The sequence below is a fragment of the Parahoeflea alexandrii genome (genome assembly GCF_024105735.1).
Classification (GTDB): domain Bacteria; phylum Pseudomonadota; class Alphaproteobacteria; order Rhizobiales; family Rhizobiaceae; genus Hoeflea; species Hoeflea alexandrii.
On the sequence record NZ_JAAAML010000002.1, the window covers coordinates 610,596 to 636,414 of the forward strand.

The following is a 25,819-nucleotide window of genomic DNA, read 5'->3' on the forward strand; positions in this document are numbered from 1 at the left end:
GCTCTCAGCCTCCCTCGTAGGGGGTCAGCACCAGCGGACCGACGACTTTTCGCGTCTGCCCCGGTTCAAAACCCGAGACCGGCATCCCCGAGCACTTCTCGGCATAGGCTTCGCCCAGCGAAAGCACCGTATCGCCGAAGGAGACCCGGCCGCACTGGTCGAGCCAGTCGAGATGATAGCCGCTGAACGACTGGAATGTGTCGGAGAAGATCACCTTGTCGGGCACCTCCGGCAGTTCCAGGTAACCGAACGGTTCGCCATCGGCGCGGCCGATCTCGATGATGTTGTTCTCGATCGTCCGGCACTTGAGCCCAACGCTTCCCGGCGTCTTGAACGGTGCGCCGGTCTGCCCCCATTCGTAGACATACTGCTCTTCATTCTCGCAGTCCCAGACCAGCGAGATCCGCGGCACCTGCAGCGCGTAGGCGGTCAGGATGTTGTCCCGGTCGAGATCGATCCAGACCCGGTCGACATCACGCTGGGACAGGTCTCTCAGGTCGAACAGCAGCGAGCTTATCGCCGCGTTGCATCTTGGCGACGGTTTCCAGTGCAGTCGCGAGCGGCGCTGATCGACACAGATCTCAAGCCGTCCCGGCACCTGTGCAGTGGCGACAAAATCGATCTTCCAGGCAATGTCGCATTGATCATCGCCGGCTGCCGCCCGGCTCGGCACCGGCTCGTTGCCGTGGCTGCGGCAGAAGGACAGGCTTGCATCGATGCCACCCGAACGGGTTTCCGCCCCGCTTGGTGCCAGCGCCGAATCCTTGTTGATGAACATGAAGGAGGATTGCACCTCCTCGCTGGACCCCAGATCGATCCCGGCATGCAGAAGGCTCTCGCCAATGCCGATCACCAGCCCGCCCTGTCCCTTGTACAGCCCGGCCGGCCGGCCATCGAGCAGGAGCGGCTCGTTGTACTGATCGCGCCGGGAGGGATCGGGGTAATAGCGGATCCAGCCGATCGGGCGTTCGCCGCGGCGCGGCACGAAGACCCCTTCGCCAAGATACATGTTGAGTTGGTTGGACGGCAGCGACGGATTGACCATGCAGTCGACGCGGATGCCGATGGTCGGGTCGAAATAGCCCTTCAGGGTCGAGCTCAGGCTCTCGGAGATGCGTTCCTCCAGCCCCCTTTCGGACGCCGTATCGCAGACACCGCCGGCACCGGAGACGAAGGTGAGGTGCTGGAAGGCGACTTCCACCACCTCCGAGCCATTGGCGGTCCCGATGATCAGCTTGTCGGTGATGTTGTAGAGTACCTCATCGACCGAACCGCGCGAGACCTGGAACCAGCCCGAGCGCTTGGACGGATCCGGGTTTCCGCCGACAACCCAGGGAAAATCCCTCGCCGCCTTGCTGCCAAGCTTGAACAGCCACCCAAGCAGGCCGGATTTGGGAATGGCAAAGACATTGCGGCGCCAGAACGCCTGGTTGTCGCGCAGATCGAGCTTGACCGGGATCATCACGACAGGCCGGTCGGATTCGTCGCTGTAGCGGACTGGATTACCAAGAGACATGAATGGGTCCGCGCCTCACCAGGATCGATCGAGAATGAGAATTCGGGGGTTCTTGCGGCCGTTCGGCCCTTCCCATCCGGGACGTTCGCAATCGATCACCAGTTCTTCCCCTCCCTGCGGATTGGCCAGGCGCGAGCTTGCCGCAAACGCCGCCGTGCGGATGCGGGAGATGTCTCTCAGCTTCTCGCTGTCATCGGTGGTAAACACGCAGTTCCTGACGCTTTCGACCGACAGCGGCCGCGGCGCCTTGACCTGGACCTGCCTGCGCTTGAGCAACTCGAGCACCGCATAGGCGGCAAGGCCGTAGGCATCGGTCTCCGCGCGGTCGGGGAAATACCCCTCCAGCCGCCGCCAGAGACAGAAAAGCTTGTCCATGTCGCCATTGGCAAGCGCGGGCACCGGGTCGATGCGTTCGGCGGCAAGCCCCTCGACGAGATCAACGATCCGCTTGTGGGCTCGGCTGATCTCGTCAGCACTGTCGCTGGTGGCGAAGTGCGGTGGTTCCACCGACACAAGCGCGTGATGGGCAGCCATCAGAACCGGTTGCCGTGCCGCTTCGGCGCTGACCGCCGGTGCTGAACCGGCCGAAACGGCCTTGTCGGTGCGCAATTTTTCCTGCCAGTCTTCCGGCAGGCGGCCATTCGCCGTCCAGCCGGTTATGTTGCCGACTTCGTTGCGCAGTTTCGCGTTCTCGCGCCGGATCGTTTCCAGATTGGCCTCGCTCCGGCGCAGCCGGCGCACAAGCCATACCGCCGCGGCAACGACGGCGAGCAGAAGCAGTGTGAAGATCACCTGTGCGATTGCGGATGTGAACTCGATACCAATCACCGCCATCCTGTGCCCCTCAGGTTCCCGCCAAGCGACTTCGCGGTTGGCGGACGATGATGTCGCCAACGGTGAACTCGACATCCGAGTTTCTTCGCTTCCAAGATATCTCGACGTGCTGGTCCTGCCCTCCGGCCAGGCCGCCGGGTTTGACCTGTGACTGGTCGACCACCACCTTCTGGCCGAAGATGCCGAAAAGGCGGATGATCTCGTCGCGGGTTATGTCGGTGTCGCTGCCGACATCGTCCAGCCCGGGCAGCACGCGGCTGAGCCAGCGGTTGGGAAGGAAGCGCACGCTCTTGTTGCCTTCCGAGCGCGAGCGCGTGTCGAGATACTCGATTTCGGAGACCACGCCGCGCCCGTCATCGTGGAGAACAAGTGCATAGGAGTGATCGGCGCCGTCGGTAATCTCCAGCCCGGCGGTCGCCAGGCGGGCCGCGCCATAGACCGTGGCGTTCTTCATGTCGTCTGCGCTGAACGGCTTTTGCGGAACCGCACTGGCTGGCTGGCCAAGCATCTGGGCGGTGCGGCCAATCCCGGTGAAAACCGACGGCCAGAGGCTGGCGCGGCCGGTGACAACCCATTGCGGATCCCCGAGGTTGAGCCGTCGCGCCTCCCTGATCAGCATTGCAGGCACCGCGTAGCCCAGGGTGCGGGCCACCGTCTGCGGATTGCTCCGCGAGGGATTGGCGACAGGGCTGCCGGCGTCGAGCAGATCCGGTGAAATCTCGATCCAGACCGCCTGGCCCCCGGCCTGGGTGTTGCGCACCCGCAGATGGACCTTGTCCTGTGTTCCGGGAATGGCGGTGTCGCGTTCCTCCAGTGAATGGCCCGGCGATGCGCTGCGGAGAATGTCGTTGAGTTCGACCGCGAACGTGCTGCCCGGGCCCTCTTCGGCCCAACGGTACTCGCCGTCGGATCCGGCATATTGCATCAGGTTTTCCGAAAGCGCCCGCTTGGCTTCGCGGATACGCGGCAGCAGGGCCGTCTTGAGGGCTTCGTCGCGCAGGAACCGATGGTCGATCTCGAGATCCTCGAAGATGGGATCGGTTGACGAGAACAGCTCGCGCAGGTTCTGGATCACGATCGCGAGCAGCGCTTCATCCAGGTTGGCGCCACCGATTGTCGCCCCGAAATGGGCGAAAACCTTCCAGCTTTCGATGCTGTCGTGGCGCATCTTCACTTCGATCAGGCTGGCGTCAACGGTGCTGGCGCCGATATCGATGCAGGCGAAGACCTGGGTGTCCGCCTGCCGGGCCGGCGAACGGGAAATTCCGAAATAGGCCGCCGCCAGCGCTTCTGGAATGAGCTTGGGCTCACGCGCCGTGCGCGGGTCCTGGGTTCCGGTCAGGCCCTGGGCAAAGGATCTGGCGGCATTCTTGTACAGTTCGCGCTTGTGATGAGCGATTCCGCTCGGGTGGGTCACCACCACCTGAACATCGCTGTCGGCGCACTCGAGCCATTGGTCGAAGCGCTCGTCGCCGGCTTCGCTGACAATCGGCCCATCGAGCTGGTCATGCGCATAGAACAGCGAATTGGGGATCATGTAGGATCCCAGCTCATGAAACGCATCCCGGGTCAGCGCGGCGAGATTGATCTCGCGGGTGGCCTGCAGCCCGTTGGCTGTGCGCTCGATCACGGACTGCTTGATACGGTGTTTGAACCCGGGTTCCGAATTCATCAACATGCGCTTGAGATCGGGAATGATGAGGGTCTGCAATTCCAGATATGCGGATGTCTCGCCGTCGGTGACAAAGTCCCTGTCGACCGGGATCGAGACGTCGTAGGTCCGGCCAAACAGGGTCATTCTCTTCTCGGCCGCCTGCAGCTTGGTGCCGACATAGGAGAGATTGCCATAGGACAGCGGTGCCTTGCGCGAGCGCACATGCTTGGCCGGGTTCAGTCCGATGGTGGAGGGAATGAGAACATTCTGCCAGCGTTTCTTGTTCGGATCATATTCCGGATGGGCACCGGCCAGGCTGTAGGCATAAGAGCCCAGCGGGATCAGTTGCCGCGCCAGATTCCGCTCGACCCTGCCGAACCAGGCGGCAATCGCCGATGCCCCGTAATCGAGGCAGATGAGATATTTCGGGTCGCGCTGGCGCAACACGATATCAACAACGACCATGCCGTACTTGTGCTCGAACAGGTCGTCCTCGGCGACAAGCGACATCCCCGCCCGGATCTTCAGCCGCCTGGCTTCGAAGCGGATGAAGAGCTGATAGCGGTCGGTGTCGCCGGTCTCGTCCAGCGTCGTGTTGTGAAACGGGATCCTGATCTTGCCGCCATCGCTCTGCTCGACCGCGATGTCCTGCACCAGCTGGAAATCGTCCCGGCTGGTCAGCGTCTTCTTTTCGCCCTCCGGCAGGATGTGCGCGTGAGCCACGACATCCCAACTGTCATCGAGGCTGACGACGTCGAATTCGATGGTGTCGCCAAGTTCGAACTGGACGCCACCGCCGGAAATCGGCACCGAGAACTCCAGTGGAAAGCGTTCGGCAAACGGTGTCTCGCTTCGGGTCATGTTGGGGACGGCCGAGGCGTCACGGTATTTGAGAGCGAGGATCTCGCCCTGGCGCAATTGCAGATCGAAATCGTAGCATCCCGAAAGCGGTGCCTGGGTCTTGTCACTGAAAATGCAGTTCCAGTCGAACTGCATCTGCAGGCTGTCGGCGCCTTCCGCGGCATCGAAGATTTCGTTGATCGAAACGATGCAGGGTATGGATACCTCGTCGCCGGCTCGCAACTCGCAGGCGATGCCGGCGGTCGAGCGCGTCACCGCCGCGCCCTGGGTGAAGTTTGCCGACACCTCGCGGATCTGGTCGTCGACCCGGCAACTCAGCCGGCCAGAAACAAGCGCGCTGGTCGGCGCCCCGCCATATTCCAGCCGTGTCACGGGCTGCTTCACATTGATGGTGAACAGGTCGACTTCCGCGTGTTCCTGTTTTTCGACCCGGCTGAGCTCCGGAATCGACGCCTGTCGCGCCTGGACCAGGGGAGGCTGCCATTTCAGCGTCTGCAGGCGCGGATTGGCAAGCTCGACCTTCAGGTTTTGCGACTGGCCGTCGGCCCGCTTGGTCTGCAGCGTCACCGAAAGCGAAAACTGCTCACCGGAGGCTTCCGCGATCTCGTCCTCGGTCGGCTCCCGGGTGCATTCAAGCACTAGGTCAATATTCTTGGCTTTTCTCAGGTCATATTGAAATAAAGTTTCGCCCGTATCCGGATTTTTGAGAGAGGCGCCAAGCCATGGCGCTTCCTCGATGTATCCGGCGACAGATATCTTGAGTACTTCGTTGGGATTTAGGGTAGAATGAGACAGTCTAGCCGTTCGCGAGAAACCACCAAGATCGCAGATCACGGAATTATTCTCTACGCGCAGATACGTTTTCTTTGGGTTACTTAGATCCCAATCCAACATTACAGACCCAACGCTAGTACTGACCCCATCCGACTCCGGACGATATAGTTTATAAATCCTTAGCGCAACAGTTCGTGGCCGTAAGCCGCGCACTAAGTTAATGATTAAAATGCAACATAATTCTTTGAAATTATTATGAAAGCCACTTCAACGGGATGGGCTCGCTGCCGATCTTGCGGTCGAGGCTGTCAGAGGTCGCTGAAGGGTGCCTGACGTCGGCTCCGACGGGCTGGTTTTCATCGTTGTTGCTGATCGCGATCCGCAGCGCATGAAGATCGGGAGCCTCGATTGCACTGCCGCGATAGCCCGGAAAGTAGCTGACCGCACCCGGGGTCAGTTGCGGGTCCAGGCCCAGGTTGAGGATGAACTGATCAGCCTCGCCCTGCCGGAGCGGAAACTCCCGTGGCAGGGATGAAATCACGTCAAGATCCGCCGCGATCAGGGCGGCCGGCCTTTGCCGTTCCTCCTCGGCCACCATCCTCGACACGGTCCAGCCAATCCGCCTGGTGATCGCCTGAAAGGCAGAGCCGAGCTGGATCTGCCGGTGCTGGCTCAGATTGTCGAACCAGTTGACATCCCGCGGCTGAAAGGCGGGCAGTTCAATGACGCCTGTCGAGGGCGATGTCGGCTGATCGAAGACGTGGGGTTGTACGAACAGTGCCTGTTCGCACCAGGAGAACAGGCCCGGCGGGATTTCGTGCCAGAAACTGATCCCGGGGAGCAACAGGGTTCGCGACAGCAGGAACTGGCGGCCGCCCTCGCCTTCACCGGCCTCGGCCCGGTAGCGCATCCGCATGATGGCGAGCCCTTCGTCAACCGCCTTGACGATCAGGGCGCCGCGGCTTGCAAAGCCGGGATCGATCATGCTCGAGGTGAGGTTCGCATTCCCGAGAAAATTTGCGGGAATATAGCGCAGCGGATTGTCCACGCCCGGCGTGACCGAGTTGACGCCGTATAGTGCGCTGTCGTGCAGGGGCCCGTCCTGTGTGCGTACAGGCTTGCCGTAACACACCTCCTCGAACCTCAATACTCTTGCCTGGCCCGGAACGGTTTCCACGAGATCCTCCCTTCGCAGTTCATCAACATGACTGTACTACGGGTGCTTGCAGGCTCAATTGCATGAAGACTTTATCGACATGCGGACGGAAATCAACGGCATGTGATGAAACCGGCAGCGGTCTTGCCGCCGCGCCATGCAAATGCGGGTCCCGGGCGGCGGGCCGGCCTCTAGTATTGCAGCCTGGAAATGCGTCGCAGTTCGTCGGATGTTGCCGCGGGAAAGCCGAAAAACTCAAGATAGGCGGGGATCTGTTCGAACAGCATGTCGGCCCCGATCTGGGTCATGCATCCGCGCTCGCGGGCGGCAGCGAGAAAAGGCGTTTCCGCCTGCTTCATCACCACTTCGCCGACAAACGCGGCCGGATCGATGCGCGCGGCGTCGACCGGCATCGGATCGCCGGCATTCATGCCGAGCGGCGTGGCATTGACGATCACATCCCATCCGGCCGGGTCATTGGAGCCCGTCGAGATTCCGATGCCGGGGCAATGGCGTCGCAACCGCCCGGCAAGCTGCTCCGCCGCATCCGCCCTTGCATCGAACAGCCCGATTTCGGCGGCACCGGCCTGCGCCAGGGCCGCGGCGATCCCCGAGCCGACACCGCCGGCCCCGACGACGAGCGCGCGTAGGCCCTTCGCCTGGCGGCCCTTGCGCAGCATGCCGCGCACGAAACCTTCACCGTCGAACATGTCGCCGACAAGTCGGCCGTCCGCGTCCCGCTTGACCGCATTGCACGAGCCTGACATCAGCACCGTCGGCCTGGCCTCGTCCAGCAGCGCCACCGTTGCCACCTTGTGCGGCATGGTGATGAGCGCGCCATCAATGTTGCGAAGCCTGAAAAGCAGCGGCAGGAACGCCGGGTAATCCTCCGCTTCGCAGCCCATCGGCACGACCCGGGCGTCGATGCCCTGGGATTCGAACCAGGGATTGTAGATCAGCGGAGCCCGAAACGAGTCCGTCGGGACGCCCAGATGGGCGATCAGCCTGGTGGTGCCGGAGATCATCTTGTCCTCATTGCAAATGCCGCCTGTCCGTTCCGCGCGTGTTGCCTGTGCCGTTTCACGACAGCACCACCGTCTGGCCCGAGCGCGCCGACTGCTGCACCGCATCGATGACCTGCAGCGTTCTCAACCCTTCCCTTGCAGGCACAAGGGGCGGTTCCTCGCCGCGGATGACCCGCGCGAACTGTGCGATCTGGCGCACCAGCGGATCGTCCTGGCTGACGGGGTGGTGGGTTGCCGAGATCGGTTCCCACCAGCTTCGCTTTCCGTGGTTGGTCCAGACCCTGGCATTTGGCAGCTCCATCGAGCCATGCGTTCCGCCGATGAAGTAACAGGATTGGCCGGTGGGCGGGTAGGCCGGGTTTTCCGAAGCCGTCAGTTCCCAGCTCCAGGGAGAGACGATGGTGTCCGAAAGGCTGAAGGTGCCGAGCACGCCATTGTCGAAGCGCAAGACCAGCGCAGCGGTTTCCTCCACCGCGTTGCCCCGTACCGCGCTTGAGGCCAGCGCCTGGACCGAAACGATCTCGCCGATCAGATGCCGCAACAGGTCGATGTCATGGATGAGGTTAAGAAAGATCGGCCCTCCGCCCGGCTGGCGGCGCCACTCGGTGTCAAAATAGTCGTCCGGCTTCATCAGCCAGAACATGCCATGCACCGCGACCAGTGCTCCCAATAGCCCGTCGCTGATCTGCTTCCTCGCCGCTGCAATCAGCGGATTGTGGCGGCGATGGTGTCCGACAAGCAGGGCCACGCCGGCGTTTTCCCCCGCAACGACAAGATCATGGCCGGCCTCAAGGTCGGTCGCCAGCGGTTTTTCGATCAGCGCCGGAACGCCGGCCGCAACGCATTCCAGAGCGTTTTCCACATGGACCTGGTTTGGCGTCGCCAGAACAATGCCGTCAGGCCTGTCCCTTTCCAGCGCCCCGGACAGGGAGCCGTGCCATGACGCGCCGATGCGGTCTGCCTGATCGCGGCCGGCATCCGAGGGGTCGATTATCGAATGAAGCTCCACGCCGGGTGTTGCAGCGATGGCCGCAATGTGACGCCTGCCAATCAGCCCGGCGCCGGCAACCGCAATCCGTACCGGCCCGGTCATTGTCTGCTCCCTTTCAGTCCCGCCAATGGCCGCAACACATGCATGCCTGTTGCAGGCTGGTTGATAAGGGGTGCGCCATGAAACACGGTCTGGTCCTGCTGCCGGAAGAAAGCACGGGATTCTGTTCAGGTTGTTGTTGCTCCCGAACTCGAATTGCCTATATTATTTCTTATGTCCTATATTCTTTCCTGCAGTCAAGACGATTACCCGGAGGTGACAGCGTGATTGAAGCGGCAGATCACGACACGATCGGCGACAGCGCCTACCGCAACATCAGGAACGACATCATATTCGGCCAGTTGCGGCCGAGCGAGAAGCTGCGGCTTGAGCCCCTGCGCAAGCGCTACAATGTCAGCGTGACCACGCTGCGGGAGATCCTCAACCGGCTCACGTCGGACGGGCTTGTCGTCGCCGAAGGGCAGAAGGGCTTCGAGGTCGCCAGCGTCTCGGACGCCAATCTCTGGGAGGTGGCGGAGTTGCGGCTGCTGGTCGAGGGGCATGCCATCGCCCGGTCGTTCGAGCACGGCGATCTCGACTGGGAAGCGCAGGTGGTGGCCGCACATCACAAGCTGCACCGCCTCGAAGACCGGATGATCGCCGGCGACATGACGGCGCGGGAGGACTGGAAAAGGGCGGACTGGGGGTTTCACCGCGCGCTCATCACCGGATGCGGATCCGAGACGCTGATGGACCTGCACGAGCAATTGTTCGACAAATATCTTCGCTACCAGATGCTGACGCTGGCCTTCAGGGGCGAAAACGCGGCGCGCGAGCATGCGGAACTGCTGGAAGCAGCCTTCGCGCGGGACGTGAAGCGCGCCTCGGACATCCTGAGCAAGCATATTCTCGGCGGTGTCGAATTCATCGTCAATTCACGCAAGGAGGGTAGTCAGGACCGTTGATCAACCCTGTAGAGCCAGAAATATCCTACGAAACTGATTATGTATGTTGAAATGACCCGTACTTTGTGACAGGTTTTTGTCAAATCCGCCAGGGCGAGACGCCAGCGGATTGTCATTGGGAGGAGAAAACCATGAATAGCATTACCCGCCGCATGCTGCTCGCATGCGCAGTGTCCGTTGCTGCCGCCGGCTTCGTGCCCGCGAGCTTTGCTGCGGACAAGATCACCCTGAGAATGTCGACCCCGGCATCGGAGACCGACCAGCGCTCGGTTGCTCTGGCAGGCGTCTTTGCGCCGGCGGTGGCGGACTTCGCCACCTATCAGCCGCATTACAACGGTTCGCTGATCGCACAGGGCAGCGAACTCGAAGCCATCGCCTCGGGCGATCTGGAAATGTCGATCGCTTCTGCCCAGGAGCTGGCGACATTCTTTCCCGAGTTCTCGATCTTCGCCACCGGCTACGTTCACCAGAACGCCGCGCACCAGGTCGCCGTCTTCAATGATCCGCTGATGGATCCGTTCAAGCAGAAGGTCGAAGACGAGCTCGGCGTAAAGCTTCTGTCGGTGATGTATCTCGGCCGCCGCAACGTCAACCTGCGCCAGAGCAAGGACGAACTGACGGTAATGACTCCGGCGGACCTGGCTGGCGTCAATCTGCGCATGCCCGGCTCCGACGCCTGGCAGTTCCTCGGCAAGGCGCTCGGCGCCAACCCGACTCCGATGGCGTTTACCGAGATCTACACCGCGCTCTCGACCGGTTCGGTTGACGGCCAGGACAACCCGCTGCCGACCGTGGTCGACGCCAAGTTCTACGAAGTCACCAAGCAGGTGGTTCTCACCTCGCATCTGGTCGACCTGAACTATGTCGCCTTCTCCAAGGCCGTCTGGGACAAGCTGACACCCGAGCAGCAGGCAACCGTGCAGAAGGCCGCCGATGATGCTGCCGAAAGCGGCCGCCAGGCGCAGCTGAAGAAGGAAGAAGATCTCGTGTCGTTCCTGCGCGAAAAGGGAATGGACATCTACGATCCTGACCTCAACGCCTTCCGGACCCATGTCCAGGCGCAATATGTCGGCTCGGAATTCGCGGCCAGCTGGCCCGAAGGTGTCCTCGACAAGATCAACGCTCTCGGCAACTGATCTTCCCGGACTCTCCCGGTGCCACGGAGGACCTGACATGACGTCAATCGTGAAATGGTTCCTTCGTGGCGCGGAATTTGTGGCGGCCACGATGATGGCCGCCATGTTTGTGACCTTCATCCTGCAGATTGCGATCCGCTATTCCGCCAAGCTGGAGTGGCTCGCGCAAGCGTTTCCGATCCTCGAGCCGAGCCGCTATGGCTGGACGCTGGAACTGTGCCTTGCGCTGTGGGTCTGGATCGTCTTCTGGGGTGCGGCCTTCGTGGTGCGCGAGCGCGACCATGTCACCTTCGATGTCATCTATGGCCACGTCAGTCCGAAGGCGCGCCGCTGGTTCGCCATCATCGGTGGCGCAGCGGTCTGTGGGGGGCTTCTCTGGTCGGTGGAGCCGACCTGGTCGAAATTCTTCATTCTGCGGTTGAAAAAGACGGCCACACTGAACGGCTTGTTCGGTGACTGGATCCGGATGCGCGACATCTATTCGATCTACATTCTCTTCCTGGTGGTGGTCGCGGCCCGCTATGGCTGGCGCGCGATCAGCGCCTTCCGCCATGGCGCCGACATCGACCAGCCCGGACACGACGAGGCGGCGAAACCATGACGCTGCAGTTTGCTCTCTGCCTGCTCACCCTGTTTTTTCTGGCCGGCATCGGCACTCCCGTTGCCTATTCCATCATTGTCTCCTCCTTTGTCTACCTGACGGTGAACGGCCAGGGTGTCGGCATCGCCGGCAAGGTGCTGATGGACGGGCTCTACCAGAGCTTCATCCTGCTTGCCGTGCCGCTGTTCATCGTTGCCGCAAACATCATGAACGCCGGCACCATTTCAGACCGGCTGCTGCAGTTCTGTGTTGCAGCCGTGGGCCGCTTTCGGGGCGGTCTTGGCCACGTCAACATCGTCGCATCGCTGATCTTTTCCGGCATGTCCGGTTCGGCCGTCGCCGATGCAGCGGGAATTGGCAAGATCATCATCGGCATGATGACCAGGAGCGGACACTACAGTCGCGGCTACGCAGCGGCGATCACCGCTGCCTCGGCGACCATCGGCCCGGTCATCCCGCCATCGATCCCGATGGTGCTTTACGCATTGGTCTCCAACACGTCGATCGGGTATCTGTTTCTGGGCGGTATCGTGCCGGGCCTGTTCATGGGCGCGGTGCTGATGATGATGAACACGCTGATCTCCACACGGCGCAACTTCGCCATCGAGGAACCGGTTCCGCTCAGGGACCTGCCGCGGCAGACCGCGAACGCCTTTCCGGCGCTGCTGATGCCGGCGATCCTGCTCTACGGCATCTATGGAGGCGTGACCACGCCGACGGAAGCCGCAGCCGTCGCTGCCGCCTACGCGCTGCTGCTGGCCGGGCTGTTCTACCGCGCCCTGTCGCTGCGCGCTCTCTACGGCATCCTGGTCGACAGCGCCCGCTCCTCCGCTGCCGTCGGACTGGTCATCGGTGGCGCGCTGATCCTCAACTATGTGGTGGCGTCGGAAAACATACCGAACATCGTGGCGCAGTCGCTGGTCGGCCTTGACGTCTCGCCTCTGGCCTTCCTGATCGGCGTCAACATCCTGTTCCTGCTGCTCGGCTGTGTGCTCGACGCAACCACCATCATCCTGGTCATCATCCCGTTGTTCCTGCCGGCCTGCGAAGAGCTGGGAATCGATCTGGTTCATTTCGGCGTCGTTGCGGTGATCAACTGCATGATCGGTCTGATCACGCCGCCCTATGGCATTCTCCTGTTCGTCATCAATGCGGTCACGCAGATTCCGCTGCGCGAGATCATCGGCGAGATCTGGGCGTTTCTCGGTGTCCTGCTGCTCGCTCTCGCGGCACTGATCCTGTTTCCCGGAATCGTCCTGTGGCTGCCGCGCATGTTTGGATATCCGGGATGAAGACCGCCATTGCAACGGTCTCCATCGCCGGTGATCTGAGCGAGAAGCTGGCTGCCATCGCGGCAGCGGGGTTTGACGGCGTCGAGATCTTCGAGAATGATTTTCTTGCCTATGACGGCAGCCCGCGCGATGTCGGGCAGATGGTGCGCGACCACGGGCTGGAGATATCCCTGTTTCAGCCGTTTCGGGATTTCGAAGGCATGCCGGAGCCGCAGCGTGCCAGGGCGTTCGATCGGGCTGAACGCAAGTTCGACCTGATGGGCGAACTCGGCGCCGATCTGGTGCTGGTCTGCTCCAATGTCTCCCCCGCCTCGCTCGGCGGCATCGATCGCGCGGCGGGTGACTTTCATGAACTTGGCGAGCGTGCCGCCAGGCACGGGATCCGCGTCGGCTACGAGGCGCTGGCCTGGGGCCGGCATGTCAATGATCACAGGGATGCCTGGGAGGTCGTACGCCGGGCCGATCACGCCAGTGTCGGCCTTATCCTCGATTCGTTTCACACCCTGGCGCGCAAGATCGATCCCGACACGATCCGGTCGATTCCCGGTGACTGGATCTTCTTCGTGCAACTCGCCGACGCCCCGAAGATCGATATGGATCTGCTCTACTGGAGCCGGCATTTCCGCAACATGCCGGGCGAGGGCGATCTCGATGTTCCAGGCTTCATGCGGGCGGTTGCCGCCACCGGCTATGACGGCACGCTGTCGCTCGAGATTTTCAACGACCAGTTCCGCGGCGGGTCACCGAAGTTCATTTCCGTCGATGGTCATCGCTCGCTTGTCTACCTGATGGATCAGGTGCGGCGCTCCGAGCCCGATATCCGTATTGAATGTGCCGATATGCCGGACCGGATCGCGGTCAGCGGTGTCGAATTTGTCGAGTTCGCTGCCGATGAGGAAGAAGCCGCGCAGATTGCTGATCTGCTGCGGATGCTCGGCTTCACCCGTGAGAGGCGGCACGTCTCCAAGGATGTCGATCTCTGGCGGCAGGGCGGCATCAACATCGTCATCAACACCGAGCGCGAAGGCTTCGCCCACGCCTCCCACGTCGTCCATGGCATGAATGTCTGTGACATCGGCCTGAAGGTGGAAAATGCCGCGGCAACGGTCCTGCGCGCCCAGGCGCTCGATGCCGAACCTTTCGATCAGCCGGTCGGACCCGGGGAATTGAAGATCCCGGCCATCCGCGGCCTGGGCGGCGGGCTCATTCATTTCATCGACGAGCAAAGTGACCTGGCCAGGGTCTGGGACATCGAGTTCCGCCCGCTCAGCGCGCAGAAGCCTGCGGCAGGCGTCGGTCTGAAGCGGATCGACCATGTCGCCCAGACCATGAATTACGAGGAAATGCTCACCTCGCTGCTGTTCTATACCTCGATTTTCAAGACCCGGAAAACACCGATGGTCGATGTGGTGGATCCGGCCGGACTGGTGCGCAGCCAGGCCATCGAGAACGAGACCGGTACGCTCAGGATCACCCTCAACGGCGCGGACAACCGCCGCACCCTGGCCGGGCATTTCATCGCCGAACGGTTCGGCTCGGCCGTACAGCATCTGGCCTTCGAAACCGATGATATCTTCGCCACCGTCGAGGCGCTGTCGGCAAACGGCTTCAGACCGCTGGAGATCTCCGCCAACTACTATGACGATCTTGCGGCCCGCTTCGATCTTGAGCAGTCCTTCGTCGACCGGCTGGAAACGGCAGGTATCCTCTATGATCGCGACGGGCAGGGCGAGTACTTCCAGATCTACAGCCCGGGCTTTGGAGAAGGCTTCTTCTTCGAGATCGTCGAGCGCCGCGGCGGATACGGCGGATACGGTGCGGCAAATGCCCAGTTCCGGATTGCCGCGCAAAAGCGGCACATGCGGCCCAGGGGCATGCCGAAGCGTTAGGCGCGTCACTCAGGGATGTGCAACCTGCCTGATCCGCGCAAAGGCCTTGGCGATAATGTCCCGCGCCAGTGCTTCGGTCGCAGCCTCGCTGTAGACCCGCATCTCCGGGGCATTGCCGGATGGCCGCAGGTGCAAGATGTTGCCGCTTTCAAGGACAACCCGCAGTCCGTCGGTCAGATCCACATGCGCGACTTGCCCGAACGGCTCGAAGAAGTCTTGCCGCATCGCCTCGTCCTGCGACAGGTGGGCAACCAGCGCCTGGCTCTCTGCCGTGGGAAAGTTCTCGATGCGATCGCTGGCAGCCACCGGCAGGCCCAGCCCTGAGACATGGGCACAGAGCGATTGTCCGGCCTGGCGGGCGGCAGCGAAGGCGCACAGGATCGGCAGCACGCTGTCCCTCGTCGGCAGTGCCGAAAGATCCGCGTTCCCCACCCTGATGGAATTGCCGGTCAGAACGCCGCCATTGGCTTCAAAGCCGATGACGCAGTGCCTGCCGCGGGCGACGGCATCAGCCATCCCGGCGATCACGAAGGGCGAGCCGACCTTTGTGCGGCTGACCGCAGCGTCGCAGCGGCTATCAATTCCGGAATTGGACGTCACCGGGGTGACAACCGCATCGGCGCCGAGATAGCGCGCCACAATCAGCCCCAGCGCATCGCCGCGGACAACCCGTCCGCTCTCGTCGACCACCATGGGCCGGTCGCCGTCGCCATCGGCGGAGACAAGCCCGTCGAGTGCCTCGGACTGGACCCAGCCCGAAGCCAGCGCCCGCGTTTCCTCGGACACGGCCTCGGTGTCGACCGGAATGAAGACCGGCGATCTGCCGAACCGGATGATTTCGACTCCTTCCGCCTGAAGAATGGCGGCAAGGGTCTCGTTCGCCGCTGAGCTGTGCTCGTAAAGCCCGATGCGAAGGCCGTGCAGAAGTCCGTCCGGCGCAAAGCCGCGATAGCGTTCGATGAAGCCGGCATTGGCCTCCAGCGACCTGTCGCGCATGAGCTTCGCCCTTGTTGAGGGCAGCCCCGCGCATTGCGGAGCCAGTCCTGAAATTGCCGCCTCGTCGGTCTTGTCGATCTCGCCGTCGGGCCGGTAGAACTTGACGCCATTGCGGTCATCGGGGATGTGCGAGCCGGTGATCATCAGGGCGGCCGCCTCTTGGCCCATGGCGTACAGCGCCAGGGCGGGGGTCGGCAGGACACCGCAATCGACCGGCTCGAGACCTTCGTCAAACAGTGCCGCGGCGCATTGTGCCGCGATTTCCGGGCTTGAGGCGCGTCTGTCGCGGCCGATGAAGACCGGCGCCCCCGCGGCAGCCATTCCGGCCTGCTTGAGATGCCGGGCGAAGGCGCGGGCATGGGCCGCCGCCGTGCCGTCGGTCAGCTCTCCGACAAGGCCGCGCAGTCCGCTTGTGCCGAATTTCGCAGCCATGTCTGTCCAACTCCCGTCTTGTCTGTCCGCACCCGCGCGCGGCGTTTCCGGCAGACCTGTTTCCTCAGCCGCGTCCCTGCCCGGTCACGGCAGCAGCAGCATTTCCTCGTGCCGGAGATACTCCACCAGCGCGCAGAACACATGGTAGAACGTGCTTGTCGGCATGTGCTTGGAGATCACCCGTCCGTTGGGGTCGATCTGGTCATACCAGCCGCCGGGCGCCGGTGTCGTCAGGTAGCGGTTGAAGATCACGTCGAGCATGCGGATGAACAGCGTCTCGTCGCCGGGAAGGCCTTCCGCGCGCGCCAGCAGCCCCGCCTTCAGCGCCTCGGTCTGGCACCACAGCCGCGCCGTTCCGAGCATTTCCGAGCCATCGGGCGCCATTGAATCGCAGACCGCGTCGGTGCCGCGCGCATGGCCGAAAGCGTGACTGGTGGCATAGAGCTTGCGGCAATATTCCTTGAGTTCGGGCTGGCCGGCGAAGCGGGCCTGACGCAACAGCAGCCAGACCCACTCATAATGGTGACCGGGCTCGACCCGGGCGGGCTTGTCCTTTCGCACCGACCAGTCGCGTTCGAAATGCTCGGTCACGCTCCAGCTCTCGGGATTGAAGAACACCGACTTGAACAGTTCCACCGCGGTCTGGGCCCGGTCGAGGAAGGCGCGTTCGCCGGTAACCTCGTACCAGGCCTGCATCGCCTCGAGGTAATGCATGTGCGGGTTGGCACGGCGATAATCGAGCCTCAGGCTGGATTCGTAAAACCCGCCATTGGCGCGGTCGACCAGATGGTCGTCCATATAGGCGATTGTGCGCTCCGCCCAGACCCGGGCCTCCGGCCATTTCGTTGCCTTCCAGAGCCAGGCCAGGGCCAGCAGCACGAAACACTGGTCGTAGGTATCGCGCTGCGGATCCTTCACCGTGCCGTCAGGGTTCCACAGATGGATCCAGCCGCCCTCGGCATGCCAGCCGGTGGTGGTGAGCGTGGTGAAGCAATGCTCAAGCACCGCGCGGGCGTCCCCTTCCCAGCCCAGCAGTTCGGCATTGGCAAAGCAGTAGATCTGCCGGGCCAGAACCCGGAGCCGCTTGTAGCCGAGATCGGCCGGGCTGCCGTCATGATTGAGCGCCTCGTGGACACCACCATGCACTTGGTCGACGCCGGCCCCGGCCCACAGCGGCAGTGCGGTGTCGAACAGCCATTTGCGGATCACCCGCGGCGAGGGCACCGGCCGGCCGGAATGGGCCACTGCAAGCGGTGGCCATTCGCCCCCCTTCTTGACGCTGCCGGCAATGTCCTTGACCAGGTGCGACTTGTCACGATGGACGATCAGCAGCGCATCGGGCTGCGAGACGACGATGATGTTGTCGAGGCCTGCCACCGCCAGCAGCCGGTCTTCGGAGCGCAGATAGCTGTTGTGAACGTCGATGGTCAGCACATCGCCGAACCTTGCATTGCCGTGCTCGTCGAGCGGCGATCCGTCATGCAGCTGGTTCCACGAACCCAGGTCGTTCCAGTCGAAGCTGGCGGCCACCACGCCGATGCGCGGCGCGTTTTCCATCACCGCGTAGTCGATCGATATCTTGGGGCTGGCGGCAAAGGCCTCGGGATCGAGCCGGTAGCATTTGCCCTCGATATCGGCGCGTTCGACGGCCAGCCGGGCTTGCGCCCAGACCTCCGGCTGCTGCCGGGCCAACTCGGCGCCCATCTCGCCGGCGCGGAACATGAAGATGCCGGCGTTCCAGAAGAAACGTCCTGAGCGGAGAAATGTCTCGGCCGTTTCGAGATCGGGCTTTTCGCGAAACCGCGACACGTCGTAAACCGGGCCATCCCCGTCGCCACGCTCGATATAGCCATATTGCGTCTCTGGCCGCGTCGGCGCGATGCCGATGGTCATGATGCCGCCACGCTCGGCAAGCGCTCGTGCCCCGGTCCGGATCACGCCGAAGAACGCCCCGGCGTCGGATATCTGGTGGTCCGACGGCAGCACCAGCACCATCCTGTCAGGATCGGTCTTCGCGAGATCTGCGATGGAGGCCGCTATGGCGGCGGCAGTATCGCGAATGAGCGGTTCGAGCACATAGCGTTCGACCTCCACACTCCCGGTTTCGCCCTGCTCGGTCAGCAGCGATTCAAAGGCAATGCCACCGACGATCCGGGTCGGCAGATAGCGCAGGCCTTCGCCCTTGTGGTCGACGCGTTCAAGCGTGTTGGTCAGCAGGGTCTTGTCGTTGACCAGCTTGTGGAACTGTTTCGGCTTCGAATCCCGCGACATTGGCCAGAGCCGGGACCCAGCGCCGCCGCACAGGATAACAGGCGTGATGCTATGGCTTGAGACCATGAGATGCTCCGATTTGCGCAACAGCCGGTTTGAGTTCCGGCCCGTTTCGCTGAACCCGCTCATTAGAACGGGAAAAAATGAAAAATCTTCTCATGATTCCGGCTGAACTGCCGGGAGGCTCCCGATCCGGCATCATTGGCCGATTTCCGGGTGTTCGGCCTTGATCGGGCGCGACATCAGCGCGGTTCGCGCTTCCTCGGCCGACATCCTGCCCGACAGCACCAGGTCCGCTGTCTGCATGACCGGGCAGGAGATGCCGTGGCGTGCAGCGATTTCGTTGGCGATCGAGACCGTATGAACGCCTTCGGCCAGCTTGAGGCCGGTGACGTCATGGCCGCTGCCGACCGCAATGCCATAGGAGAAGTTGCGCGACAGTTCCGATGAGCAGGTCAGCACAAGATCGCCAAGGCCCGATAGCCCCATCAGGGTTTCGGCTCGCGCCCCCATGGCCACGCCGAGACGCACCAGCTCCGCATAGCCCCGGGTGATCAGCGCGGCTTCGGCGCTTGCTCCCATTCCGCCGCCACGGCAGATGCCGACGGCGATGGCCATCACGTTCTTCAGGGCCCCCCCGATCTGTACCCCGACGATGTCGTCTGATGCATAAAGCCGGATTGCATCGCCCGAAAGCGTCTGTGCAAGGGATTGCGCCCTTGCCTGGTCCGGCAGTGCAAGCGTCAGGGCGGTGGGCAGTCCGCGAACCACATCGGCGGCAAAACTCGGGCCCGAGAGCACACCCACCACATGGTCTGGCAGGCAGGCGTCGATCACCTCGCTCTGGGTCTGGCCGCTGCGCCTGTCGATCCCCTTTGCGCAGGCGATCAGCAGTGCGTCGCCCGGAAGCTGCGGTGCCGCCAGACCGGCGACGTCGCTGGTCGACTGCGCCGGTGCAACGAACAGCACGATTTGTGCATTTTCCAGCGCGCCGGCCATGTCGGTTGATGCGCTCAACCCATCCGGCAAGCATGCCTCGCCGAGATAGGCATGGTTTCTGTGCGTTTCCGAAATCTCTGCGCAAGTCTCTGCGTTACGGCCCCACATGCGCACATCATGGCCCTGCCTGACGAACGCCGTGGCCAGTGCGGTTCCCCAGGCGCCTGTACCGAGAATGCAGATGCGGGCCATGGTTCGAAGTCCTTCGGGAGGTTGATGCCGCCGGGATCAAGCGCGGGCAGGTGAGCCATTCAATTACTGGCGTCGACGCTGGCTGACAAGCCGGTGGACGAGGTTCATGCGCTGGCGGCATGCCTTTGTGGCTGAAGCTCCTGGTTCAGGACCATGGCTGTGCGCCGCCAGAAGTCAGAGACCAGCGCCGGATCGCGCATCGCCTCCATCTCCCGCCACTGCGGGAACGAGGCTTCGAACATCGCCGGCGACATGCGCTGGTCCTTGTAGGGATTGAGCGCGCCGCCGGCCGCAATCACGATCTCGTCGAGAGCGTCGAGCATGCGCAGGGTTCGGTCGCCGGAATTGGCGAAATCCAGGGTCAGGGTGAAGCCGGGCCGCGGAAACGACATCAGACCCGGCGAGCGCGTCTCGCCAAAGCGCTTGAGCACCGTCAGGAACGAAGCCGCGCCATGTTTCTGGGCGCACTCGATCAGCGCGATGGTGGTCTCGCGCGCCCGGTCCGCCGGGTAGACGCTCTGATGCTGGAACAGCCCGCGCGGCCCGTAGAGCCGGTTCCAGCCGGTGATCGCATCCAGCGGATGGAAATAGGATGACCAGGGCACGATCCCGGTTACTGGCTGGCTTGGCGCCCGTCCGTAATACAGCGCATTGAACGCCTTCAGCGTCAGACGATTGAGCATGTTGACCGGCGGCGAGAATGGCACTGCGAGCCTGGGAGCGGAAGGTGGCTTCGCCGCACCGCCATCGTCGGCATGATCGCCGGCCATCAGAACGCCGCGCCCGAGATTGCCGCCGCGAGCCAGCTGATCGATCCAGGCGACAGAATACTCATGCTTCGCGTCAATCGCGTCGATGGCATCGAAGTACCCGTCGATATCGGAAAAGCGGACCGCGGTCTGGCGCACATTGGCGGAGGGGACACGCATCAACCGGATGGAAGCCTGTTCGATGATCCCGGTCAGGCCCATGCCGCCGATGGTGGCTTCGAAAAGGTCCGTATTGGATTCCGGCGAGCACAGCCGGTTTCCACCGTCACTGCCCAAAAGCGTGAAGCAGACGACCGAGCCGCCAAACGTGCCGCGGCGGTGATGGTTCTTGCCGTGCACATCATTGGCGATGGCGCCACCAAGTGTCACCTGGGCCGTGCCGGGCGTGACCTCGAGGAAAAAACCGTGCGGCATGACCAGCGCAAGGATTTCGGAGAGCAGGACGCCGGCATCGGCGGTCAGCACGCCTGTTTCGGGATCGAATGCGCTGATGGCGGCGCCCGGCCGCATGGCAAACAGGCGGCCCTGGTCATTGTGGCAGCTGTCGCCGTAGGAACGGCCGTTGCCGAAGGGCAGGAAACCGCCGGCAACGCCGCGCCTGAAATCAGAAGGGTGCGCCACCGCACGGTTGCGGCGTTGAACCCTGCCCCAGCTGTCGAAGTCCGGGCTTGTCATCGTCACAGCAAGGCCGCAAGCAGCACCAGGCCGGCCCCGGCGATGGTGGTCAGCTGGCTGCGCCAGTCACGCATGATGAAGACCACCGGATCCTCGTGCATCTGCGAGCGGCGCGCCAACACCCAGATCCTCAGCAGCATGTAAAGGATCAGCGGACACAGCGGCCACAGAAGCGCCGGCTGCGGATACATGGAGACGACTTCGTTGCTGTGAACATACATCGCCAGAACCATGGCGGCGGAAAATGCCGAGGCGATCCCGGCCTGACCGATCATGTCCTTGTCGCTGCCGACGTAACCGCGACCCTTGAGTTGCATATCCGATTCCTCGGCCAGTTCGTCGAGCTCGACGTAGCGCTTGACCAGCGCCAGGCTGAGAAAGAAGAAGATCGAGAAGGCGAGCAGCCAGAACGACAGGTCGACACCGGTTGCGGCGGCGCCGGCAATGATGCGCACGGTGTAAAGCCCGGCGAGGGTGAACACGTCGACCAGCAGCTTGCGCTTGAGCACGAAAGTGTAGACCGTGGTCACCAGCGCGTAGAGCGCCAGGACGGCCCAGAACAAGGGCGGCAGCAGGCTCGCCAGGCCGATCGACGCCAGCAGGAGCGCCGCGGCAGTGGCGCTGGCTACCGGGATCGACACCGCGCCCGATGCGAGGGGACGCAGACGTTTGCGCGGATGCTGGCGGTCGTTGGCGAGGTCGGAGATATCGTTGACGACATAGACGGCCGAGGCCAGGAAGCTAAACGAGAAAAACGCCACGATCGCCGCCAGCAGCAGGCCGAAATTGGCGACTTCGTGATTGAGAACCAGCGGCACCGCGATCAGGATGTTCTTGAGCCACTGGTGCACGCGGATGGACTTGAGGATGGCCAGCGGCGAGATCTTTTCCAGCGGAAGCAGTTCCGCTTCATTGCTGCTGCCCCAACGGCTGGCCGCCCGGTCGGGTGCCACGATGATGGCGCGACGCGCTGCGTCGAACACGGCCAGGTCGTCGCGGCTGTTGCCGGCATAGTCGAAGCCGCCGTCGCCACACAGCGACACCAGGCGTTCGCGCTTGCGGCGGGAGGTGAGATTTTCGGTGTCGGACGAATGCAGGACGCGATCGAAAAGGCCCAGATGATCGGCGATGATTCGGGCGGTGGATTCGGCGGCACCGGTGACCAGCCAGACCGGTTGTCCGGATTCGCGGGCGAGCCTGATTCGTTCAAGAACCTCGGCGCGATAGGGCCATTCGTCGCCCTTGCGCACGTAACGGGCGGCGATTTCACGTTTCAGCACCGCTTTTCCCGAGATCGCCCAGCCGATGACCGCAAACAACAGCCAGGGCTGGCTGATCAGCACCGAGACCAGCCCTTCCCAAAGCGTGTCGGTGGCAATCAGCGTGCCATCAAGATCAATGCAAAGTGGTACATGCCGGTTGTCGCTCACAGCATCCATGATTGTTTCCCCGCTTGGTTCCGGCCGAGCTTTGGGGGAAAAACACTTCAATTCCGGTAAAAGATCGCTTCCGGGAGTGATTTAAGCGGACCGGGCGGCGGGTTTTGCACGGTGTGGTTATCAAACGGTTGCGACAATCACCAGAGGCTGCACCGGCACTTTCCAGTGCCTCGCGACGCAACCATCTGCACGGCATCGGTCGGAATATCCGGTTCCCTGCTGCTTGTGTTTGCAATTGGGGAAATGGTGGAGGAGAGAGGACACAGTCCGAACCCGGAGCCATCGCGCTTTGGGTTGGCGGGCGGCAAAGCGCAAACAAAATGGAGGAGATGAGATGACAATCCTCGAACCGAAACCACACGGGTAGGGTTGGCGTGGCGGCAATTCGCAAGAAGGAAATGGTGGAGCCAAGCGGGATCGAACCGCTGACCTCCTGCATGCCATGCAGGCGCTCTCCCAGCTGAGCTATGGCCCCGGGACGCAAGGGACTGAACGCAATGTCATTCCCTGCGAGGTGCCTGCCACCCCGAAGTGGCGGGCAGGTGCGGCTTCATACTTCTGCAGCCGCACAAGATCAAGATGAAAATTCAATCCTTTTTTCAGTTTTGAAAACCTTTCGGTTTTCAGCGCCGGGAAGGAATTCTCTGTTCAGTCGTCGTCCTCGTCGTTCACGCCGATGATATCGCTGACGTCGTCATCTTCATCATCGTCGTCATCGGCGAGAAACGCGTCATCATCGTCATCGTCGATTTCAACATCGTCGTCGAGATCGGGAAGGTCTTCGGACTTGCCGGTGCTCGATGTGTCCTCATCGGCCTCTTCGAGCGATACGATTTCGACGTCAGCCGAATCTGCCTCGACTTCCGCGACTTCTTCCTCTTCCTCTTTCTCGATCACGGCGTTCTGTGCCGTCTCTTCGAAATAGGAAATCGGGTATTCCTTCCCTGTATAGGGAGAGACAATTGGATCTTTGTTCAGATCATAGAATTTGCGCCCGGTTTCGGGGCAAACGCGTTTTGTTCCAAGTTCCGGTTTTGCCACTGTCGAAGCCTCTTGAACTGGCAGGAGGGCGAAGGTTGGAATACCTGCCTTCCCGTTTCGGCGGGTCCGGTCCCCATAATGATGTTGAACGCACCTGTCAAAGCCATTCTCGCCAAAAATTCAACCAAGCCGGATGACGCTTCCCCCGGGGCTGTGATAGTTACCCGTGCACTCCTGCCGCACGACCGGCATGATCCGTCCACTTCAGCCGGAAAACAGTCATGGGCCAGGCCGCCACATCGCTTCGACCCGCAAGATCCGCAAAAAGCGGCGCGCTGCGCGGCGACATCCGGGTTCCCGGCGACAAGTCGATTTCCCACCGCGCCTTGCTGCTCGGCGGCCTCGCGGCGGGCGAGACCCAGATCAGCGGCCTAATTGAGGGCGATGATGTCATGCGGACCGGCGCGGCCATGCAGGCAATGGGCGCCACCATCCGCAAACAGGGCGATATCTGGATCATCAACGGTGTCGGCAACGGTTGCCTGCTCGAGCCGGAAACCGCGCTGGATTTCGGCAATTCAGGCACCGGTTGCCGTCTCGCCATGGGGCTGGTCAGCCCCTATGATTTCACAACCACGTTTACCGGCGATGCATCGCTTTCAGGCCGGCCGATGCAGCGGGTTCTCGACCCCTTGCGGCTGATGGGCGTGCAGGTCACTGCCCGGCCCGGCGACCGGCTGCCCGTGACATTGCGCGGACCGCGGGCACCTGCCCCGATCAGCTACCGGGTGCCGATGGCCTCGGCCCAGGTCAAGTCCGCTGTCCTGTTCGCCGGCCTCAATGTTCCGGGCACCACCACCGTCATCGAGCCGGTTCCGACCCGCGATCATACCGAGCGGATGCTCAAGGACTTTGGCGCCGAGCTGGAGGTGGAAACCGCGGCCGATGGCGCGCGCACCATCCGGCTCCAAGGCCGTGGCCGGCTTGAAGGCCAGACCGTCGATGTTCCGGGCGATCCCTCCTCGACGGCCTTTCCGCTCGTCGCCGCCCTGATCGTGCCGGGGTCGGACCTCACCCTTCGAAATGTGCTGATGAACCCGGCGCGCACCGGCCTGATCCTGACCCTTCAGGAGATGGGAGCGGATATCGAAATCCTAGATCCACGGCATTCGGGTGGTGAGGATGTGGCAGACCTCAGGGTCCGGGCGTCCGAGCTCACCGGCGTCACCGTGCCAGCCGACCGGGCACCGTCGATGATCGACGAATATCCGGTGCTCGCCATCGCCGCGGGTTTTGCCAAGGGCGAGACCGTCATGCACGGTCTTGAGGAGTTGCGGATCAAGGAAAGCGACCGGCTGGCGGCCGTGGCCAGCGGGCTTGCCCTCAACGGCGTCGACTGCACCGAGGGCCGCGACTGGCTGTCGGTCCGCGGGCGCCCGGATGGAAAGGGGCTGGGTGCAATAGCCAGGGATGCCGTCGTCGTCACCTCGCTTGACCATCGCATCGCCATGAGCTTCCTTGTCATGGGCCTTGCCAGCGAGAACCCGGTGACGGTCGATGACTGCTCGATCATCGCCACCAGCTTTCCTGAGTTCATGGCCATCATGGCCGGCATCGGCGCGGAGATCACCGGACAATGAAAACGCGGACAATCGAACTTCACTACGACCTGATATCGCCCTTCGCCCATGTGCTGCTCGCCCGGCTTGGGGAATTGCCGGGTGACGTGACGGTCAAGCCGGTGCCGGTCCTGCTCGGCGCGATCCTCAATCACTGGGGCCAGCGCGGCCCGGCGGAGATTTCCGCCAAGCGGCTTCATACCTACCGCCAGTCGATTTTTCTGGGCAAACAGCACGGCGTTGAGATGCGGTTTCCGCCCCGTCACCCGTTCAATCCGCTCAAGGCCCAGCGTCTGATGGCAGGTGCGGACGCGGATCTCGATACCGTGCGCCGCGGCTTTGATTTCGTGTTCTCGCAAGGCCGCGCGCCCGACACGGACGAGGAAATCGCGGCCTTTGCCGAAGCCGTCGGGATCCCGCTCGAACTGGCCGCTGACGACCGTGCCAAGGCAGCACTCCGGGCCAACACCGACCGGGCGATCGAGCGCGGCGTCTTCGGCGTGCCAAGCCTTGTCTGCGCATCCGGCTCGGGGCACGAGGTGTTCTGGGGCGTCGACGCCTTCGACATGCTGCTGGCCTGGCTTGACGATGAAGCCCTGTTCGAACGCGAGCCCTACCGGCATCTTGATGACGTGACCATCGGGATCGCGCGCAAGTAGCACAGAGAGCCGATCTGCGGGATAACGGGCTGGTCCCGAACCCCGCAATTTTC

Annotated in this window: 19 protein-coding genes and 1 tRNA gene; 7 read left to right on the top strand and 13 right to left on the bottom strand. The window is 62.6% G+C overall.

Features of this window, described 5'->3' with window-relative positions; translation table 11 throughout:
- Nucleotides 1-4: 4 nt before the first annotated feature.
- The 6 genes from GTW23_RS12600 to GTW23_RS12625 all read right to left on the bottom strand — a co-directional run bounded on the left by GTW23_RS12600 (nt 5) and on the right by GTW23_RS12625 (nt 8,913).
- Nucleotides 5-1,516, bottom strand: coding sequence for a hypothetical protein (locus GTW23_RS12600; RefSeq protein WP_193217378.1), 1,512 nt, complete (start codon nt 1,514-1,516; stop codon nt 5-7).
- Nucleotides 1,517-1,531: 15 nt separating this feature from the next.
- Entirely contained in the window at nt 1,532-2,350 is an 819-nt protein-coding gene (locus tag GTW23_RS12605; RefSeq protein ID WP_252916017.1) for a hypothetical protein, read from the bottom strand.
- A 10-nt stretch (nt 2,351-2,360) separates the two neighbouring features.
- Nucleotides 2,361-5,504 (bottom strand): acetate and sugar kinases/Hsc70/actin family protein, encoded by a 3,144-nt coding sequence (locus tag GTW23_RS12610; RefSeq protein WP_252916018.1) that lies wholly within the window; start codon nt 5,502-5,504, stop codon nt 2,361-2,363.
- Between the two features lie 388 nt (nt 5,505-5,892).
- Complete coding sequence (locus tag GTW23_RS12615) at nt 5,893-6,816, bottom strand: hypothetical protein (RefSeq protein ID WP_252916019.1); 924 nt, start codon at nt 6,814-6,816, stop codon at nt 5,893-5,895.
- 170 nt (nt 6,817-6,986) lie between these two features.
- Nucleotides 6,987-7,820 carry a shikimate dehydrogenase family protein gene (locus GTW23_RS12620; protein WP_252916020.1) on the bottom strand — a complete coding sequence of 278 codons (834 nt, stop codon included), beginning with the start codon at nt 7,818-7,820 and terminating at the stop codon, nt 6,987-6,989.
- 55 nt (nt 7,821-7,875) lie between these two features.
- A complete protein-coding gene (locus tag GTW23_RS12625) occupies nt 7,876-8,913 on the bottom strand; it encodes a Gfo/Idh/MocA family protein (RefSeq protein ID WP_152010853.1) in 1,038 nt (345 codons plus the stop codon).
- Nucleotides 8,914-9,134: 221 nt separating this feature from the next.
- Between GTW23_RS12625 and GTW23_RS12630 the strand changes: the two genes are divergently transcribed.
- From GTW23_RS12630 to GTW23_RS12650, 5 genes are all read left to right on the top strand, one after another.
- Nucleotides 9,135-9,815 (top strand): GntR family transcriptional regulator, encoded by a 681-nt coding sequence (locus tag GTW23_RS12630; RefSeq protein ID WP_193217377.1) that lies wholly within the window; start codon nt 9,135-9,137, stop codon nt 9,813-9,815.
- Between the two features lie 131 nt (nt 9,816-9,946).
- Nucleotides 9,947-10,951 (top strand): TRAP transporter substrate-binding protein DctP, encoded by a 1,005-nt coding sequence (gene dctP / locus GTW23_RS12635; RefSeq protein ID WP_252916021.1) that lies wholly within the window; start codon nt 9,947-9,949, stop codon nt 10,949-10,951.
- Between the two features lie 37 nt (nt 10,952-10,988).
- The gene (locus GTW23_RS12640) at nt 10,989-11,552 is read left to right on the top strand and encodes a TRAP transporter small permease (RefSeq protein ID WP_252916022.1); all 564 of its coding nucleotides are present in this window, start codon (nt 10,989-10,991) and stop codon (nt 11,550-11,552) included.
- Nucleotides 11,549-12,844 (top strand): TRAP transporter large permease, encoded by a 1,296-nt coding sequence (locus GTW23_RS12645; RefSeq protein WP_152010849.1) that lies wholly within the window; start codon nt 11,549-11,551, stop codon nt 12,842-12,844. Before GTW23_RS12640 ends, GTW23_RS12645 begins: the two co-directional genes overlap by 4 nt.
- Entirely contained in the window at nt 12,841-14,733 is a 1,893-nt protein-coding gene (locus tag GTW23_RS12650; protein ID WP_252916023.1) for a bifunctional sugar phosphate isomerase/epimerase/4-hydroxyphenylpyruvate dioxygenase family protein, read from the top strand. Before GTW23_RS12645 ends, GTW23_RS12650 begins: the two co-directional genes overlap by 4 nt.
- A 9-nt stretch (nt 14,734-14,742) precedes the next feature.
- Here the strand turns inward: GTW23_RS12650 and GTW23_RS12655 are convergent, their stop codons facing one another.
- The 7 genes from GTW23_RS12655 to GTW23_RS12685 form a co-directional block, all read right to left on the bottom strand.
- Nucleotides 14,743-16,161, bottom strand: a complete 1,419-nt coding sequence (locus GTW23_RS12655; protein ID WP_252916024.1) for a phosphomannomutase — start codon at nt 16,159-16,161, stop codon at nt 14,743-14,745.
- Between the two features lie 84 nt (nt 16,162-16,245).
- Nucleotides 16,246-18,561 carry an AGE family epimerase/isomerase gene (locus GTW23_RS12660; protein WP_425602793.1) on the bottom strand — a complete coding sequence of 772 codons (2,316 nt, stop codon included), beginning with the start codon at nt 18,559-18,561 and terminating at the stop codon, nt 16,246-16,248.
- 69 nt (nt 18,562-18,630) lie between these two features.
- Nucleotides 18,631-19,623 carry an NAD(P)H-dependent glycerol-3-phosphate dehydrogenase gene (locus GTW23_RS12665; RefSeq protein ID WP_252916026.1) on the bottom strand — a complete coding sequence of 331 codons (993 nt, stop codon included), beginning with the start codon at nt 19,621-19,623 and terminating at the stop codon, nt 18,631-18,633.
- A 104-nt stretch (nt 19,624-19,727) separates the two neighbouring features.
- Nucleotides 19,728-21,068 (bottom strand): FAD-binding protein, encoded by a 1,341-nt coding sequence (locus tag GTW23_RS12670; RefSeq protein WP_252916027.1) that lies wholly within the window; start codon nt 21,066-21,068, stop codon nt 19,728-19,730.
- 2 nt (nt 21,069-21,070) lie between these two features.
- Nucleotides 21,071-22,507, bottom strand: a complete 1,437-nt coding sequence (locus tag GTW23_RS12675) for a UbiA family prenyltransferase (RefSeq protein ID WP_252916028.1) — start codon at nt 22,505-22,507, stop codon at nt 21,071-21,073.
- Between the two features lie 399 nt (nt 22,508-22,906).
- Nucleotides 22,907-22,982 (bottom strand) — tRNA-Ala (locus tag GTW23_RS12680).
- 173 nt (nt 22,983-23,155) lie between these two features.
- A complete protein-coding gene (locus GTW23_RS12685; RefSeq protein WP_152010842.1) occupies nt 23,156-23,548 on the bottom strand; it encodes a TIGR02300 family protein in 393 nt (130 codons plus the stop codon).
- Nucleotides 23,549-23,769: 221 nt separating this feature from the next.
- Here GTW23_RS12685 and aroA point away from each other — a divergent pair, with 221 nt between their 5' ends.
- Together aroA and GTW23_RS12695 are read left to right on the top strand one after the other, a co-directional pair.
- Nucleotides 23,770-25,128: a 3-phosphoshikimate 1-carboxyvinyltransferase gene (aroA, locus tag GTW23_RS12690; RefSeq protein WP_252916029.1), complete on the top strand. Its 1,359-nt coding sequence runs from the start codon at nt 23,770-23,772 to the stop codon at nt 25,126-25,128.
- Nucleotides 25,125-25,766 (top strand): 2-hydroxychromene-2-carboxylate isomerase, encoded by a 642-nt coding sequence (locus GTW23_RS12695; RefSeq protein ID WP_252916030.1) that lies wholly within the window; start codon nt 25,125-25,127, stop codon nt 25,764-25,766. The genes aroA and GTW23_RS12695 overlap by 4 nt, the downstream gene beginning before the upstream one ends.
- Nucleotides 25,767-25,819: the final 53 nt, after the last annotated feature.

Excerpts from the sequence above, each read along its gene's own strand:
- GTW23_RS12600 (WP_193217378.1), bottom strand. The coding sequence starts at position 1,516 with ATGTCTCTTGGTAATCCAGTCCGCTACAGCGACGAATCCGACCGGCCT.
- GTW23_RS12605 (WP_252916017.1), bottom strand. The coding sequence starts at position 2,350 with ATGGCGGTGATTGGTATCGAGTTCACATCCGCAATCGCACAGGTGATC.
- GTW23_RS12620 (WP_252916020.1), bottom strand. The coding sequence starts at position 7,820 with ATGATCTCCGGCACCACCAGGCTGATCGCCCATCTGGGCGTCCCGACG.
- GTW23_RS12625 (WP_152010853.1), bottom strand. The coding sequence starts at position 8,913 with ATGACCGGGCCGGTACGGATTGCGGTTGCCGGCGCCGGGCTGATTGGC.
- dctP (WP_252916021.1), top strand. The coding sequence starts at position 9,947 with ATGAATAGCATTACCCGCCGCATGCTGCTCGCATGCGCAGTGTCCGTT.
- GTW23_RS12640 (WP_252916022.1), top strand. The coding sequence starts at position 10,989 with ATGACGTCAATCGTGAAATGGTTCCTTCGTGGCGCGGAATTTGTGGCG.
- GTW23_RS12645 (WP_152010849.1), top strand. The coding sequence starts at position 11,549 with ATGACGCTGCAGTTTGCTCTCTGCCTGCTCACCCTGTTTTTTCTGGCC.
- GTW23_RS12650 (WP_252916023.1), top strand. The coding sequence starts at position 12,841 with ATGAAGACCGCCATTGCAACGGTCTCCATCGCCGGTGATCTGAGCGAG.
- GTW23_RS12655 (WP_252916024.1), bottom strand. The coding sequence starts at position 16,161 with ATGGCTGCGAAATTCGGCACAAGCGGACTGCGCGGCCTTGTCGGAGAG.
- GTW23_RS12660 (WP_425602793.1), bottom strand. The coding sequence starts at position 18,561 with ATGAGCGGGTTCAGCGAAACGGGCCGGAACTCAAACCGGCTGTTGCGC.
- GTW23_RS12665 (WP_252916026.1), bottom strand. The coding sequence starts at position 19,623 with ATGGCCCGCATCTGCATTCTCGGTACAGGCGCCTGGGGAACCGCACTG.
- GTW23_RS12670 (WP_252916027.1), bottom strand. The coding sequence starts at position 21,068 with ATGACAAGCCCGGACTTCGACAGCTGGGGCAGGGTTCAACGCCGCAAC.
- GTW23_RS12675 (WP_252916028.1), bottom strand. The coding sequence starts at position 22,507 with ATGGATGCTGTGAGCGACAACCGGCATGTACCACTTTGCATTGATCTT.
- aroA (WP_252916029.1), top strand. The coding sequence starts at position 23,770 with ATGGGCCAGGCCGCCACATCGCTTCGACCCGCAAGATCCGCAAAAAGC.
- GTW23_RS12695 (WP_252916030.1), top strand. The coding sequence starts at position 25,125 with ATGAAAACGCGGACAATCGAACTTCACTACGACCTGATATCGCCCTTC.